The sequence below is a fragment of the Bacillus haikouensis genome (assembly GCF_013179555.1).
Lineage (GTDB): Bacteria > Bacillota > Bacilli > Bacillales > Bacillaceae_B > Rossellomorea > Rossellomorea haikouensis_A.
Map to the genome: position 1 here is coordinate 1 of NZ_JABMCR010000093.1, position 14,867 is coordinate 14,867.

Annotated in this window: 16 protein-coding genes and 1 riboswitch; of the genes, 13 read left to right on the forward strand and 3 right to left on the reverse strand. The window is 39.5% G+C overall.

Annotated features, from left to right (window positions below):
- The coding region (locus HP456_RS10800) for an HTH domain-containing protein (protein ID WP_376766208.1) at window positions 1–181 on the reverse strand (181 nt) is incomplete at its 3' end.
- 261 nt (window positions 182–442) lie between these two features.
- Between HP456_RS10800 and HP456_RS10805 the strand changes: the two genes are divergently transcribed.
- A complete protein-coding gene (locus tag HP456_RS10805; RefSeq protein ID WP_172250867.1) occupies window positions 443–3,025 on the forward strand; it encodes a helicase-related protein in 2,583 nt (860 codons plus the stop codon).
- 78 nt (window positions 3,026–3,103) lie between these two features.
- Window positions 3,104–3,820, forward strand: a complete 717-nt coding sequence (locus HP456_RS10810) for a DsbA family oxidoreductase (RefSeq protein WP_172250869.1) — start codon at window positions 3,104–3,106, stop codon at window positions 3,818–3,820.
- Between the two features lie 65 nt (window positions 3,821–3,885).
- Here HP456_RS10810 and HP456_RS10815 read toward each other — a convergent pair whose 3' ends face one another.
- Window positions 3,886–5,016, reverse strand: a complete 1,131-nt coding sequence (locus HP456_RS10815) for a CAP domain-containing protein (RefSeq protein WP_172250871.1) — start codon at window positions 5,014–5,016, stop codon at window positions 3,886–3,888.
- A 197-nt stretch (window positions 5,017–5,213) separates the two neighbouring features.
- On the opposite strand from HP456_RS10815, the gene speD reads away from it, so the two are divergent.
- The 6 genes from speD to HP456_RS10845 all read left to right on the forward strand — a co-directional run bounded on the left by speD (window position 5,214) and on the right by HP456_RS10845 (window position 11,332).
- Window positions 5,214–6,029, forward strand: coding sequence for an adenosylmethionine decarboxylase (gene speD, locus HP456_RS10820; protein WP_172250873.1), 816 nt, complete (start codon window positions 5,214–5,216; stop codon window positions 6,027–6,029).
- 125 nt (window positions 6,030–6,154) lie between these two features.
- Window positions 6,155–6,952: a TIGR00266 family protein gene (locus HP456_RS10825; RefSeq protein ID WP_172250875.1), complete on the forward strand. Its 798-nt coding sequence runs from the start codon at window positions 6,155–6,157 to the stop codon at window positions 6,950–6,952.
- A 156-nt stretch (window positions 6,953–7,108) separates the two neighbouring features.
- Window positions 7,109–8,206, forward strand: a complete 1,098-nt coding sequence (locus tag HP456_RS10830) for a PRK06851 family protein (RefSeq protein WP_172250877.1) — start codon at window positions 7,109–7,111, stop codon at window positions 8,204–8,206.
- A gap of 193 nt (window positions 8,207–8,399) precedes the next feature.
- Entirely contained in the window at window positions 8,400–9,794 is a 1,395-nt protein-coding gene (locus HP456_RS10835) for a DEAD/DEAH box helicase (RefSeq protein WP_172250879.1), read from the forward strand.
- 178 nt (window positions 9,795–9,972) lie between these two features.
- On the forward strand, window positions 9,973–10,746 hold the full coding sequence (locus HP456_RS10840; RefSeq protein WP_172250881.1) for an exodeoxyribonuclease III: 774 nt from the start codon (window positions 9,973–9,975) through the stop codon (window positions 10,744–10,746).
- A 1-nt stretch (window position 10,747) separates the two neighbouring features.
- Window positions 10,748–11,332 carry a branched-chain amino acid aminotransferase gene (locus tag HP456_RS10845; RefSeq protein WP_172250883.1) on the forward strand — a complete coding sequence of 195 codons (585 nt, stop codon included), beginning with the start codon at window positions 10,748–10,750 and terminating at the stop codon, window positions 11,330–11,332.
- 47 nt (window positions 11,333–11,379) lie between these two features.
- On the opposite strand, the gene yxiS is transcribed toward HP456_RS10845, so the two are convergent.
- On the reverse strand, window positions 11,380–11,688 hold the full coding sequence (gene yxiS / locus HP456_RS10850) for a protein YxiS (protein WP_172250885.1): 309 nt from the start codon (window positions 11,686–11,688) through the stop codon (window positions 11,380–11,382).
- Window positions 11,689–11,841: 153 nt separating this feature from the next.
- Between yxiS and HP456_RS10855 the strand changes: the two genes are divergently transcribed.
- The 5 genes from HP456_RS10855 to HP456_RS10875 all read left to right on the forward strand — a co-directional run.
- Entirely contained in the window at window positions 11,842–12,126 is a 285-nt protein-coding gene (locus tag HP456_RS10855) for a DUF6509 family protein (protein ID WP_172250887.1), read from the forward strand.
- A gap of 185 nt (window positions 12,127–12,311) precedes the next feature.
- Entirely contained in the window at window positions 12,312–12,509 is a 198-nt protein-coding gene (locus tag HP456_RS10860) for a hypothetical protein (protein WP_172250889.1), read from the forward strand.
- 133 nt (window positions 12,510–12,642) lie between these two features.
- On the forward strand, window positions 12,643–13,779 hold the full coding sequence (locus tag HP456_RS10865; RefSeq protein WP_172250893.1) for a sensor histidine kinase: 1,137 nt from the start codon (window positions 12,643–12,645) through the stop codon (window positions 13,777–13,779).
- Window positions 13,776–14,375, forward strand: a complete 600-nt coding sequence (locus HP456_RS10870; RefSeq protein ID WP_172250891.1) for a response regulator transcription factor — start codon at window positions 13,776–13,778, stop codon at window positions 14,373–14,375. The genes HP456_RS10865 and HP456_RS10870 overlap by 4 nt, the downstream gene beginning before the upstream one ends.
- 57 nt (window positions 14,376–14,432) lie before the next feature.
- A riboswitch (TPP riboswitch) is annotated at window positions 14,433–14,541 on the forward strand.
- Window positions 14,542–14,659: 118 nt separating this feature from the next.
- A partial coding sequence (locus tag HP456_RS10875; RefSeq protein ID WP_512698746.1) for a thiaminase II/PqqC family protein occupies window positions 14,660–14,867 on the forward strand: 208 nt, incomplete at its 3' end.

Consider the following 14,867-nt stretch of genomic DNA (forward strand, 5'->3'; position numbering starts at 1 on the left):
TATCTGTATCAAATCCAGCCTCTTCAAAGATCTGTCTAGAGAATTTGCCTTTCTCCTTCTCAGCGATAAATAGGCGTTTAAATTCATCTTTGTAGGTAATTCCCTTAGCGCTTACAGCTTTCACAAAAGGATTAATGGATAATTGTTTGATTTCTTTCTCTGTGAATGTTTTTTTACTCATGATGTTTCCCCGATTTCTACTAGTTGTCTATTTGTCATTATACAAAAAAATACCCTATAGGTAGACTTTTTTTAAGTGTCTACTCTATAGGGTACATTTTAAAATCCGTTGGTTCTTTCTTTAAAAACCGAAAAGATGACCATAGAAAGTCATACGTTATGCTAAGATATACTTTGTCTTACGATTTTATTTTGGATGGATGTAAATTTTCTTGGACAGTACATACACTATGAGCATTGAGATTTAAAAAGGGGTTATTTCATGCAAAACCTTGAAACTATTCGCGAGAAAGCGATTAAAGAAACGAAACGAAAAATAGAAGAAGATATCACTCACTTTCTGGAATCACATGAGACATGTCCTTCATTCAATGACTATCTTTCTGAAAGAAGCAGGTTCTTTCAACAAATATGGATGAATACATGGCTGAATAATGTAACAAATAACGTTCTTAGAAGCCATAAAAAAGCCTTCTTAAGAAGAATGGGATACGAGGTAGAAGGAGTAGATAAAAAGCTCCTAAACAAGATGTTTCGAAATGAAATACAAAACGAACAGCCTTTTCATGTGAAAGAATGGGTAATTGAACACACTTCGGATGATCAACAATGGGAAGCTCGGCATCGCCAGGCACGGGAGCGTTATGTGACAGACATGGAAGAAGAAAAGACGGCTTCTCAAAAAAAACGCATACAAAAAGAGATCCTTTATTTTCTTGAACAAAAAGTTAAGGAACATGAACTTAATTGGTATGTCGAACTTAGATATGCATTTGCGAAAAAGTTGTTTAACGATATGAATTCAAAGCCGAAATATAAACAAATAGAACCTTATGCTCTCGAGGATAAGTTAGAAGAAGAAGGCATCCTCTATAACCATAAGTTCAAAACGGTTTCAGATATCTTGAATGAATTTACAGGAGCCATTCACAAGAAAAGCGACCAATGGGAACGTAATCTTTGGGAATATGAAACGTATTATTTTCCATATGAAAGGTTCATTTCATTTTATACAGAACATATCATTTGTTCATTTGTCAGTGAAAACCTTCCTGCTGATATCATGGTTGCTTATAACAAAAATTTTGGAGAAGAAATACCGCCCGAGCAGTTGATCAAATGGATACAGCCTGTTCTCCTGAAGGAAGAGAACTTATTTTTCGATTGGATCCAGGAGGAGTACATCATTGATTTGGCAAAAGTGATAGAAGTCGCTTTTGAATTGGACGTCCACCTGTTTTTATATAAGGAATCACTCAATAGGAGAGATGAACGAAAAGCGGAAGAACTAGCGGAACTGAAACGTAAGCAGGAAGAAGAGGCACGTATGCTCGATGATATATTTGGCAGGGAATACAGTCCGTCTTTCAGGGAAGGGATCAAATATGTTCTGCATATAGGAGAAAGCAATACAGGCAAAACCCATCGGGCACTAACCAGGATGAAGGATGCGGAGAGCGGGATTTACCTTGCTCCGCTGCGATTATTGGCACTTGAAGTATTTGATAAGTTAAATAGCGAAGGAGTACCATGCAATTTGAAAACAGGGGAGGAAGAAAAAGAAGTTGAACATGCGCAGCACGTTGCCTGCACAGTGGAAATGTTCCATGAAAAAAAAGAATATGATGTAGTCGTAATTGATGAAGCACAGATGCTCGCAGATCAAGATAGAGGGTTCTCATGGTATAAGGCGATTACAAAAGCGCGAGCAAAGGAAGTTCATATCATCGGAAGCGAGAATGTTCGCAATCTCCTTTTGGAATTAGTGGGTGAAGACCAGGTAGATGAAATACACAGTTATCAAAGGGAGATACCATTACAAGTAGAAGAGAAAGAATTTAAATTGAAGCATGCAAAGCAGGGGGATGCACTGGTTTGTTTTTCAAGGAAAAAAGTACTTGATACGGCTTCGAGGCTGCAGAATAACGGCCATAAAGTCAGTATGATATATGGAAGTATGCCGCCGGAGACCAGAAAGAAACAAATGCTGCAATTCATCAGTGGCAAAACGAAAGTAATCGTGGCCACAGATGCCATCGGGATGGGATTGAATCTTCCGATCAGAAGAATCGTCTTTCTCGAAAACGATAAATTTGATGGAACGAGAAGGCGGATGCTCACTTCTCAAGAAGTGAAACAAATCGCAGGAAGGGCAGGCCGTAAGGGAATCTATGATATAGGCCGGGTTGCCTTCACCAAAGATATTAGAAAGATGTCCAGTCTGCTTGAGCAGGAAGACATTTCTCTTCGTACCTTCGCGATTGCACCTACGAGCAATGTCTTTGAACGGTTTCAGCGATATTATTATGATATGGATACCTTTTTCGAATTATGGGAAAGGTTTACAAGCCCATATGGTACAGAAAAAGCTTCATTATCCGAAGAAAAAGAACTTTACGAGCTTATCAGGGGTACCCAAATAGAGGCAAAACTTTCTCTTGATGACTTATATGGGTTTCTTCATCTTCCATTTTCCAAAAAAGAAAGCAGTTTGACGCGGCAATGGATTGATTCCATGCAAGCGATCATTCACAATGAAGATCTACCCGAACCTGATATCAAAAGCAAGAATCTGGAGCAAAAAGAAATATCTTATAAAGCTGTCGGGCTCCACTTACTATTCCTTTATCGAATAGGCAGACAGACAGAAGCTTATTACTGGGAACGCATCAGAGAAGACATCGCTGACGGGGTACATGAAAGCTTACGTACTGAAGTGAAGGGTATTTCCAATATATGCAAGCATTGTCGAAAGAAACTGCCTGCGAACTTCGGATTTCCGATTTGTGACCGATGCCATGCGTTGAATCGAAAAAGACACTTAAGAAGAAAAGGCGGTAGGTAACGTGAGCAATAAATAAACTTTATTCCGTTTCTATTTGCTGCGGTAATACAGAATAAAATCAGATAGGGGGTTACAAGTATGAAAATCGAGATCTGGTCTGACTTTGTTTGTCCATTTTGTTATGTCGGGAAGCGTCGTCTGGAGGAAGCCCTTGAGAAATTCCAGTTGAGTGTTGACGTGGAGTTCAAGAGTTTTGAATTAGATCCGGACGCAGAAGTACATGTGGACATGAATGTGTATGAAATGCTTTCGAAAAAATATGGTACATCAAACGAACAAGCTAAAACTATGACTAAAGGTATCAAAGAGCATGGAAAACAAGCCGGAATCAAATTCGATTTTGACAACAGCATTCCGACTAATACGTTCGATGCTCATAGATTAGCGAAATTGGCAGCCCTTAAAGGGTTGGATTATAAGCTGACTGAAAACCTTTTAAAGGCTCATTTTGTTGATGGCAGACACATAGGGGATAAGCAAACTCTTCTTTCCATCTCTGTAAATACTGGACTGGATATCGAAGAAGTAAAGGAAGTATTAGATGGTACGCGTTTTACAAATGAAGTACGATTTGATGAAAATGAAGCCAGGCAGATTGGCGTAAAGGGAGTTCCTTTCTTTGTCATTAATCGTAAGTATGCAATTTCAGGTGCTCAACCTGCAGAAGTATTTGAAAGCACCCTGAAAAAAGTATGGGAAGAAGAGCGTGATACTCCTCCATTTCAACCGGTGACGGGAGATTCCGACATGATGTGCAATGACGATGGTTGTGATGTCGCGAAGGAAGAAAAATAAGATTGGCTGAGTATATAGTAAAAGCAAGTGGGATTTCCATTCCCCACTTGCTTTATTAATACCCATCAACGACTGAAGAAGTTTTCAGTATAGTATGGCTGTGATTCCCCATTGAAGGCAACGCCAACCCCCAGATATTCATAATGTGTCTGAAGGATATTCTCCCTGTGACCTTTTGAGTTCATCAACCCTTCATGGGCAAAGATGGAGCTCATTTGGCCATACGCTAAATTTTCTCCGGCGGTCCTGAAAGCAACCTGATCTTCTTCCATACGATCGAAAGGCGACTCACCATCACGATTGGTATGGCTGAAATAATTGTTGTCTGCCATATCAAAGCTATGCTTGCGCGCAGTTTCCCTCACATGATCATTCCATTCAAGGATTGTTAAACCATGGTTCACCCTGCTTGAATTTGTGAGGTCGAATAACTGCAGTTCAAACCCCTCTTTAAGTTCCGGACTCGGTTTCGTATAAAACCCGGACTTGTCCTGTTCCAGATTTTCTGAGATCACTTGCACTGCCGTGACCTTTTCCTGCTCATGTTTATCATAAAAAATGGTAACATAGCTGTCATCGATTTTGTAAACGTCATGTTCACCATTGTCTTGAAGTTGATAGACCGTCAGTCCTTTGCGGATTTTATTCAACGGCTCCCCGAGATGTTTTTGGACCTCCTGCTTAGCAGTATCCAACTTGATTCCTGAGGAAGACGTCAATAAATCTTGATTGGTGTATAATCCATTGACTTTTTGTTCACTGTCGTAAGAAACCATGAAGAAATTCTGATAATTTTCATGATAGGCATACCACTCAACCCCGTATTCATTCAGTGTTTTTCTTTCTGGGGTACCCAGAGAGTCTTCTACAGTAGATTTGGAATCACCCAGTTCTATATTATGTATCGAAAACTCCTGGTGTTCAGGTGCGGATAAAGCTGGTTTCTCAATATCTATTGACTTCGGTGCGTTTTCATCTTTTTTTGATTCCCCGAAAGTTTCATCAAGCTTGATTAAAAGGAGACTTACTTCGTTATAAAGCTGGTCGAATGCGTCCTGCACTTTTTTGTTCTCTTTCATTTCTTCTATTTTTGAAAGCATAGATTCTAAACCGGTTGCCTCGACTTTCTCTTCCCAAATTGGCTTTGAACCATATGCAATAATGATAACCACTATAAGCATCAGTAATCGTTTCATGCTAACACTCCATTCTACCCTTCATTTTACCCTAAAATTTCATTATGAAAAACTTAAAGAAAACTTTTAGGTGATATTTACCCAAAATGAGTTCCTCTCAATCCTAATTACCTGTTTTAGTATGGTTTTGACTGGGTAACATAAAAAATAGAATTCCATTCTGCTCTGGGGAAATAATCATAAAGGGGAAATAGTGAATGAAACTATCTCACGAAGAAAGAATCCAGCTTCATGAATTCAATAATTTGACAAAATCTTTAAGCTTCAACATGTACGATATTTGCTACACAAAAACGAGAGAAGAGCGTGAGGCTTACATAGAATATATTGATGAGCAATATAACGCTGAACGATTGACTAATATCCTTACACATGTTTCGGATATCATAGGCGCCCATGTATTGAATGTCGCAAAGCAGGATTATGTCCCCCAAGGGGCAAGTGTCACAATCCTTGTATCAGAAGGTCCGATTGTTGAAGTTCCTAATGAGCATTTTGATGAATCACCCGGACCGCTTCCTTCTTCTATTACGATGCATCTGGATAAAAGCCATATCACTGTACACACGTATCCTGAATATCACCCACACGAAGGGATCAGTACTTTCCGTGCTGATATTGATGTATCCACATGCGGTGAGATTTCGCCGCTCAAAGCGCTTAATTATCTCATTCATTCGTTCGATACCGATATCATGACGATGGATTATCGTGTACGGGGGTTTACACGTGATATCAACGGCCGTAAATTATTCATCGATCATGATATCAATTCCATACAAAATTATATACCTGAAGAAATGAAAGAAGAGTATGACATGATTGATGTAAATGTGTATCCTCAAAATATCTTTCACACGAAATGTAAACTAAAGGATTTTGATTTAAACAACTACCTTTTCGGATACTCGAGGGAAAAGCTTGATGAGAAAGAAGCGGACGAAATCACGAAGAAATTAAAAAAGGAGATGGATGAAATCTTCTATGGTAAAAACATTGACAACCCTTATTAGCATGACACTCTGTTGGAATCTTTCCAATGGAGTATTTTTTTATTATAAAAGGGATATTACCCCCTAATAAAGAATAGAAAACAGTATAATGATGTTTGAAACTATTCATACTGGAGGAATTTTTGATGAATTCACATGAAATTGATTATGAATTGCATGGAGATGATATGCAATTTGTAGAAATTGAACTTGATCCGGGAGAAAGTGCTGTGGCAGAAGCGGGCGGCATGATGATGATGGATGACAGAATTACTATGGAAACAATCTTTGGTGACGGGTCCAAAGGGGGGCAGGGAGCTGGATTTCTCGGAAAGCTTGTTGGTGCCGGAAAGAGGATATTAACAGGAGAAAGTTTATTTATGACCGTATTTACAAATGAAGGAAGCGGCAAAAAGCGGGTATCATTTGCGGCTCCTTATCCCGGCAAAATCATCCCTGTCGATTTAAGCGAATTAGGAGGGAAAGTCATCTGTCAGAAAGATGCATTTCTATGTGCAGCGAAGGGCGTTGCTGTTGGCATAGATTTTCAAAAGAAGTTGGGTACTGGCTTCTTTGGAGGAGAAGGGTTTATCATGCAAAAACTTGAGGGTGATGGTCTTGCGTTTCTGCATGCTGGAGGGACCATACATAAAAGGGAACTGAAGTCCGGAGAATTGCTCAGAGTCGATACTGGCTGTCTGGTTGCAATGACAAAAAACGTGGATTATAACATTGAGTATGTTGGGAAAATTAAATCAGCCTTCCTTGGCGGAGAGGGACTGTTTTTTGCAACGGTCCGAGGGCCAGGGACAGTGTGGGTTCAATCTCTGCCATTCAGCCGACTGGCAGAAAGGATTTATGCGAATGCACCAGGAGGGGGCAAGTCCACCGGAGAAGGAAGCATCCTTGGCGGGATCGGCGATTTACTGAACGGTGATGATTAAATGGACTACGACGGCAGTTTTTTCTGCTGTCTTGTTTTTTTGATGTCTTTTTCTTCTGCTTGTCTGACCTGGCCCGGCGACTTCGGTTATTATAGTCATTCACCCATTCATTCATATCATCATATGTAATAGTAGATGGAATGAAAGGGTGGTTGTATGTCGAGGCTGGTAAAACATTATTATGCAGGAGGGAATACGGCGAAAGGTTTTTATAGTTTATATGATTCAGTATTGGATGATTTGAACAGATTGTTTATATTAAAGGGAGGACCGGGTACCGGAAAATCTTCTCTGATGAAGGATATTGGAAAGAGATTTGAAGAAAAAGAAATAGAGGTGGAATACTTACACTGTGCATCAGATAATCATTCGATCGATGGAGTGATACTGCCTCGATGGGGACTTGGAATCGTGGATGGGACGGCACCTCATATTATTGAGCCGAAAGCGCCCGGGGTGATAGAGGAATATGTAAACTTAGGAACAGCATGGAATTCGGTTGAGTTGGGAAGGCATAAGGAAGAAATACTGGGATTGAATTCGCGGATTTCACAAACGTTTCAAAAGGCTTATGAAACATTTGATGAAGCCCTTAAAGCACATGATGACATTGAAGAGATCTACATTTCAAATATGGACTTTGCCGAAGCGAACCAATTGACAGAAGAGTTGATTGAATTATTTTACGATGATACATCCCTGGTTAAAGAAGCAAAAGTGGTTCACCGCTTTTTAGGTGCAGCTACCCCGAATGGTGCCGTTGATTATATACAAAATTTGACAGAGGATGTAGAAAAGAGATATTTCATTAAGGGGCGTGCAGGTTCAGGAAAATCCACCATGTTAAAGAAAATTGCTGCTGCAGGTGAGGAGAAAGGGTTTGATGTTGAGATCTATCATTGCGGTTTCGATCCACACAGTTTAGATATGGTCATCATCCGTGAGCAGGACATTGCTATATTCGACAGTACTGCCCCGCATGAATATTTTCCTGACCGTGACAACGATGAGATTATCGATATGTATGAACGCTGCATCACCCCTGGGACTGATGAGAAATATGAAGAAGATATTGCAAGGACAACGAAAGGATATAAAGATAAAATGAAGGAGGCAATCTCCTATTTGAGTGAGGTAAAGGTAATGCGTGAACGACTCGAGGCCATTTATATAGAAGCTATGGATTTCGACGTGGTCGACCAAATCAAAGAAGAGATATTTAATGAACTAAATGACATTATTGATTCGAATTAGAATGCAATCACGCGGACTTTTGACCGCGTGATTTTTTACTGACAGCATACTTAACCGTTGGGTAGAATGCCTTTTAGTTTATCTCCTGCCTAGTCATCTGGAATCATGGAATAATGGTTTGCTTTTTTGACGGGAAACCTTCAATATTAATAAACGAGCAAACTATTCGATTGAAAGAAAGTAGGAAATCTAAATGAGTAAATTTACATCCCTTGGGATTTCAAGTGAAATGGAAAATGTATTAGCCAAACTCGGAATAACTGTACCGACTCCTATTCAGACTAAAGCAATACCAGCGTTATTAAAAGAGAAAGATGTGATGGCCAAGGCACAAACGGGCTCAGGTAAAACTCATGCCTTTGCCCTTCCAATGATTGATAGAAGTGATGAAACAAGCCCGGGCATTCAAGGAATCATCGTCACACCGACGAGAGAATTAAGTATCCAGATTGCCGATGTATTGAAACAGTTAACAAAGAATAAAAAGCATAGTGGAGTCCTTGCTATGTATGGCGGACAAAGTCATGAGGAAGAAATTAAAGAACTAAAGAAAAACATCAGCTTTGTCGCAGGAACCCCGGGAAGAATCCTTGATCAAATTAAACGAGGCAACCTGGACCTCTCCAATGTGAAATTTTTTGTGCTGGATGAAGCGGATGAAATGCTTCAAATAGGTTTTTTGAATAAGGTAGAAGAGATCATCAGAGCCACTCCTGCTGACAGACAAATGATGTTGTTCTCTGCTACACTGCCGGCACCGATCAAGAAACTGGCACACAAGTATATGAATAAACCCTTGACGATTGAAGTAGAAGAGGATGCTGCTCCATCCTCAATTAATCAATTTGCCATCTTCACAATAGAAAAAGCGAAGCAGGAAACGATTCTTCAATTAGTAGAAGCCTTCAATCCTGAAAAAGCATTAATCTTCTGCCGCACAAAGCGCAGGGTTTCAAAGCTTTACCAAGTGTTAAGGTCAAAAGGGATCAAGGCTGGTGAACTGCATGGTGATATTCCTCAGGAAAAACGTGAAGAAGTCATGGAAGCTTTCAGAAACAGAGAAATCCCCTTGCTGATCGCAACGGACGTTGCTTCCAGGGGGCTAGATATTGAAGGTGTATCTCATGTGTTCAATTATGATATCCCCGAAAACACAGAAACCTATACTCACCGCATCGGCCGGACAGGGAGAGCGGGTGCAGCAGGTGTATCGTATACTCTTTATACATCTGAAGACAGACCTGTATTAGACAAAATCGAAGGCGATTTACACACAAGAATACAAAAACAAAATCTAGGGAATACCATATCACTTAAAGATAAAGGAAAGACCTCTTCTAAAAAGAAAAATAAGAGAAAAGGGTCTTCTCCAGTGTCAAAACCATCAAAAGGCAAGCGGGATGAAGAACAACTTGAAAGGAGCGAAGGATTCTTCAATAGCCGTCCAGGAAAGAAAAGTAAGGCACAAACATCTATGGGAACCGCTGAACCATCTTCCAAAAAAGAAAAACAGCTTAAAACGTATGGAGGTAAACCGGTAAAACCCCGTAATAAAACGGCTAATCGTTCAAATAAACACAATAAATAAACAGAAAAGACATACAAGAACGATTCCTTGTATGTCTTTTTTGCGGAAAAATATTGATATTATTTCAAAATAACATCGTTAAAAATCAATGTTATATTAATATATCAATAGAATTCAGTGTCGTTATGTTACGATATTAAAAGGTATTTTAATAGAAAAAGGAGTTTATTGAATAACAATGAAATTAATTTCCTGGAATGTAAATGGAATACGAGCGTGTGTGAAAAAAGGGTTTCTGGATTATTTTAATGAGGTGAATGCAGATATTTTTTGTATTCAGGAGTCAAAACTGCAGAAAGGGCAGATTGAATTGGATCTTCCGCACTATGAGCAGTACTGGAATTACGCTGAACGAAAAGGATACTCTGGAACGGCCGTTTTCACCAAAATCAAGCCGCTTTCTGTGAGATATGGATTTAAAAAAGATGAACGGGAGCCGGAGGGCAGGATTATCACTCTGGAGTTTGCTGACTTTTTCCTTGTCAATGTATATACACCTAATTCAAAAAGGGACTTATCAAGGCTGGGGGAAAGACTGCAATGGGAGGACAAGCTTCGAGAATATCTCATGGATCTAGATCGAATGAAACCTGTTATCCTTTGTGGGGATTTGAATGTAGCACATAAGGAAATCGATCTCAAAAATGATCGCTCCAATCGAGGCAATTCAGGATTCACTGACGAGGAGCGGGGGAAAATGTCACTTATTCTTGAATCGGGTTTTGTTGACTCATTCAGGTATGTATATCCTGAAAAAGATGAATCCTATACGTGGTGGTCATATATGAGTAAAGTACGGGAGAGGAATATCGGATGGAGAATCGATTACTTTATTCTTTCCAGCCGGATGGCTTCAGATATAAGGGAAGCAGAAATACATTGTAACATTTTGGGCAGTGATCATTGTCCTGTATACTTGGAGATGGCTGATGATACAGATTGGGAGTGTTAATATGTTAAAAGAGAAGTTATCAGATTTTATAAAGAAGCAAAATGAAGAGAATGGCGCAGTTGCCCTTTTCAATATTGAAGAAGGTTATGCATCGGCACACGGAATTCTTGAAGGGGAAGTATTGAGTGAAGACACTCGATCCCGATTTCAGGAATTAATCATCGAGCGGTGCAATAAAGAGAGTGAGGAAACGGTAAAAAAGGAATCGGCTTCTTTTTTAGACAGCCCGTTATCATTATTGAAATCACATAAAGACGAGTTTCTATTTCTGAATGCGGAATGGTTTGAAATAATCCGGATCGATGGGATTTCAATTGAAATTGATGATGTATTCGGTCATTACGCTGCAATGTTCGGGTTGAAGCTGCAAAAGAAATTCCGGGATGAGATGGAAGAATATCTTGATGTAACCCTTCAAGATGAACAAGGCTATAATCTTTTGTTTAATGGCGAGGATGGTTTGTGGGACGTGAATATTGCCATAAATAATCTTCCGTCATTCAGCGAGGATTTAACTCTCAAGGATGTTATTGAAATCATATATGTGTATCTCTTTGAGATGATTGAAAAGGTGACAGAGAAATAATAAGTGAAGCCCCCATGATCGTATGGGGGCTTTTACCGGCAGGCGGGTCACTTTTTCTTATTTTGTTTCTCTTTTATGGCCTCAGACACGACAATCGCAAGGTCTGTATTGCCGAATAAAGAGAGTACCCCTAATAAGGTAGAATCGGGAATTTCTTCCGATTCCTCTTTTGGCACGGTTAAATCGATTCCCTGTTGGAGAGATGGATTGGTCCCTTGATCAGGATGTGCCTTTTTATAGAGTTCGGCTGGGTCAAGATCATTGTTTACGCACCATTGTGCAAAAACGAGAATCATCATATTCTCATCTTTTTGATAGTTGGAGATGATCTTTTCTTCCATATCTTTATGATTCATTTTAGTCGCTCCTTAACCGTTCTGTCCCTACATTATATCGAATGATACGGGGAATTCCCATGAAAAAGATGCAGGAAATCCAAGAGGTTTTCATTTATTATGATCCCGTGTATAATTTAGAGATATGCAAAGTGAAAGGAAGTTATCAGTTAAATGATTATTACTGGTCATACAGTTGAAGAACTTAAAGATCCCACAGGTATTTTGAGTGGAAACCGTTATGAGGTACTGCTATCGATTGAAGTCCCTGAAGATGATGAACTCTACTCAGAGCATGGTCTGTATATAAAAGCAATTTACGTGCAGGATCAGGATAATTCACGAGTTGTACAGAGTCAGATCATCGAAAGGAATACGGAAGCTATCCTTGATTTTGAATTGGAAGAGGATGAAGAATCCCTTATCCTGAAGTATTGTAAAGAATCGATTATTAGCTGAAATCTTTGTAAGCATAAGCATCTTGTCATCTGGATAGGATGCTTTTTTAGTTCGTTTTACAGGAAAATCAGAGATTATTATCCCTATTTGTGAAGGGGTATAGAAGATTGAAAGTGTATGATATAATAGTGATAGGAAAGTGCTAGCAACTGGCAGCACTTAAAACTTGGAGGGTGTTACAGCTTATGAATACAGGCAATAGAATTCAGTTGAATGTAAGAATTGAAAAAGAAACAGCTCAGCAATTAGATGAAATTGTGGAATATTATCAGGAAAAAACGAAAATAGGCAGAATATACAAAGGTGATGTTTTGACAGATATCATCAAAAAATCCCATGAACTTATGTTGAAACAGATTGCCATTCAAAACAGAAAGTACTAATGGGTATAAATAAATAAAGAGCGTAGACTGAGTTCTGTTATTTGCCGGTATACGCTTTTTATACATAAGTTTGTTTACGGTTATGGTAAGATAACAACAAACGTTTTACATAAAAGAGGGATCAATTGTGCAATTGCCAACTAAATTCATTAAAATCCAAAAAAACTCCGGCATTTCGCCATATATATGGAGCATCATCAGCATTCTCCCTTTTTATTTCATTTTTCAGTCTTCTTCTACGATTGAAATCGTTGTAGGAATTACCTTGACGATTCTGTTTTTCATCTTTTTAAGGCTTGCCTTCCTTTCAAAGGAGTGGCCTGTTTATTTATGGACATCCATTTTAATCGCGATTTCCATTACGATGACGGTTCAGTTTAATTTTATTTATTTCGCTTTTTACATTGCTTACTATAACGGAAATATAAAAAACCGGATTGCGTTCTTGACGCTTTATGTTATCCATCTGGTTCTCACAACCGCTTCAATCAATTATAAGTTTGTTGAGCAGGAAGACTTATTCCTTTCTCAAATACCGTTTATACTGATCATTTGGATCAGTGTCATCCTGCTCCCTTTTAATATCTATAATCGAAATAAACAAGGTTGGCTGGAAGAAAAGCTTGAAGATGCGAATAAACGGATTTCAGAACTTGTTAAACAAGAAGAAAGACAGCGTATCGCGCGCGATCTGCATGACACATTAGGTCAAAAACTGTCTCTCATCGGCCTAAAAAGTGACTTGGCGAGAAAGTTGGTTTACAAAGACCCGGAACAAGCGAAAGCGGAGTTAAAGGATGTACAGCAAACAGCCAGAACTGCTTTGTCAGAGGTGCGCACGATGGTGTCCCAAATGCGGGGGATCCGTTTAGAGGACGAAATTGTAAGGATTAAACAGATTCTTGCAGCTGCCGAGATCGAATTGATTATTGATGACACATCCAATATACCTGATACATCACTCTTTCTTGAGAATATATTAAGCATGTGCTTAAAGGAAGCAGTCACAAACGTAGTAAAGCACAGCGGGGCTGATACGTGTGAAATAAGCGTAGAGGAACATGAGAATGAGTTGACAATCAAGGTGAAAGATGACGGCATAGGATTACAGAAAGATAAAGATTTGTCCAGGGGCAGCGGATTACGAGGAATGGAAGAACGTCTTGATTTTGTCAATGGAACGCTGGAAATCATATCTGATCATGGTACCACTTTGGTTATGAGAGTTCCTAAAGTAATCAAGCAAATCGACAGGGGGGGAATGAAGTGATTCGCATTGTGATTGCAGAGGATCAAAGGATGATGCTGGGAGCATTAGGCTCCCTGCTTGATTTAGAGGATGATCTGGAAGTCGTCGGAAAGGCAGGCAATGGGGAAGAAGCAGTATCCCTAGTCCGCCGCCTTCAGCCTGATATTTGTATGATGGATATCGAAATGCCCGGGAAAACAGGTCTTGAGGCAGCTGAAGAATTAAAAGGGGAAGGCTGTAAAGTCATTATCCTTACTACCTTTGCGCGTTCTGGCTATTTTCAGCGGGCGTTAAAAGCGGGTGTTAAAGGCTATTTGCTAAAAGACAGCCCAAGTGAAGAACTAGCAAGCTCAATCCGCCTCGTGATGGAAGGGAAAAGAATCTATGCTCCTGAATTAATGGATGATATGTACAGTGAAGAAAACCCTTTGACAGATCGTGAAAAAGAAGTCCTTGAACTTGTGGCAGATGGAAAAAACACAAAGGAGATTGCTGATGAACTTGAGCTCAAAACTGGTACTGTTCGAAACTATATTTCAACGATTTTAGACAAGCTTGAAGTGAAAAATCGAATCGAAGCGATAACTCACTCTAAGGAAAAAGGCTGGTTTAAATAAAGCTTGACAATAGAAAATTACATGTTACGATTACATCGAATTCAAAAATAAAATATGACGATCCACTAGGGGTGCCTTTTATAAAGGCTGAGATTAAAGTGTAGCTTTAAGACCCTTTGAACCTGATCTGGTTGGGACCAGCGTAGGGAAGTGGTGTTTGAAGGTACCATACACTTTTTTATGTATTGCCTATTCAAGCCACTTTCTGTTCGCTTTATGCGTAATGGAAAGTGGCTTTTTTATTCCCCTGGTGCCGGGTCGTCGTGGAAAAAGGAGAGACAATGATGACATTTTCAAAGAAATTGCGGGAAGATGTGAACGAAATTTGGGAAGCGAGCTTCAATCATCCGTTTGTAAAGGGGATAGGGGACGGTACACTCCCGCTTGAGAATTTCCGCTATTACGTGCTCCAGGATGCATACTATTTATCACACTTTTCGAAGATGCAAGCATTGGGAGCGGCGTTTGCACCAGATTTACATACTACGTCAA

What these genes read in the sequence shown, in the direction of transcription:
- HP456_RS10805 (WP_172250867.1), top strand. Translation starts at nt 443, where the DNA reads ATGCAAAACCTTGAAACTATTCGCGAGAAAGCGATTAAAGAAACGAAA.
- HP456_RS10810 (WP_172250869.1), top strand. Translation starts at nt 3,104, where the DNA reads ATGAAAATCGAGATCTGGTCTGACTTTGTTTGTCCATTTTGTTATGTC.
- HP456_RS10815 (WP_172250871.1), bottom strand. Translation starts at nt 5,016, where the DNA reads ATGAAACGATTACTGATGCTTATAGTGGTTATCATTATTGCATATGGT.
- speD (WP_172250873.1), top strand. Translation starts at nt 5,214, where the DNA reads ATGAAACTATCTCACGAAGAAAGAATCCAGCTTCATGAATTCAATAAT.
- HP456_RS10825 (WP_172250875.1), top strand. Translation starts at nt 6,155, where the DNA reads ATGAATTCACATGAAATTGATTATGAATTGCATGGAGATGATATGCAA.
- HP456_RS10830 (WP_172250877.1), top strand. Translation starts at nt 7,109, where the DNA reads ATGTCGAGGCTGGTAAAACATTATTATGCAGGAGGGAATACGGCGAAA.
- HP456_RS10835 (WP_172250879.1), top strand. Translation starts at nt 8,400, where the DNA reads ATGAGTAAATTTACATCCCTTGGGATTTCAAGTGAAATGGAAAATGTA.
- HP456_RS10840 (WP_172250881.1), top strand. Translation starts at nt 9,973, where the DNA reads ATGAAATTAATTTCCTGGAATGTAAATGGAATACGAGCGTGTGTGAAA.
- HP456_RS10845 (WP_172250883.1), top strand. Translation starts at nt 10,748, where the DNA reads ATGTTAAAAGAGAAGTTATCAGATTTTATAAAGAAGCAAAATGAAGAG.
- yxiS (WP_172250885.1), bottom strand. Translation starts at nt 11,688, where the DNA reads ATGAATCATAAAGATATGGAAGAAAAGATCATCTCCAACTATCAAAAA.
- HP456_RS10855 (WP_172250887.1), top strand. Translation starts at nt 11,842, where the DNA reads ATGATTATTACTGGTCATACAGTTGAAGAACTTAAAGATCCCACAGGT.
- HP456_RS10860 (WP_172250889.1), top strand. Translation starts at nt 12,312, where the DNA reads ATGAATACAGGCAATAGAATTCAGTTGAATGTAAGAATTGAAAAAGAA.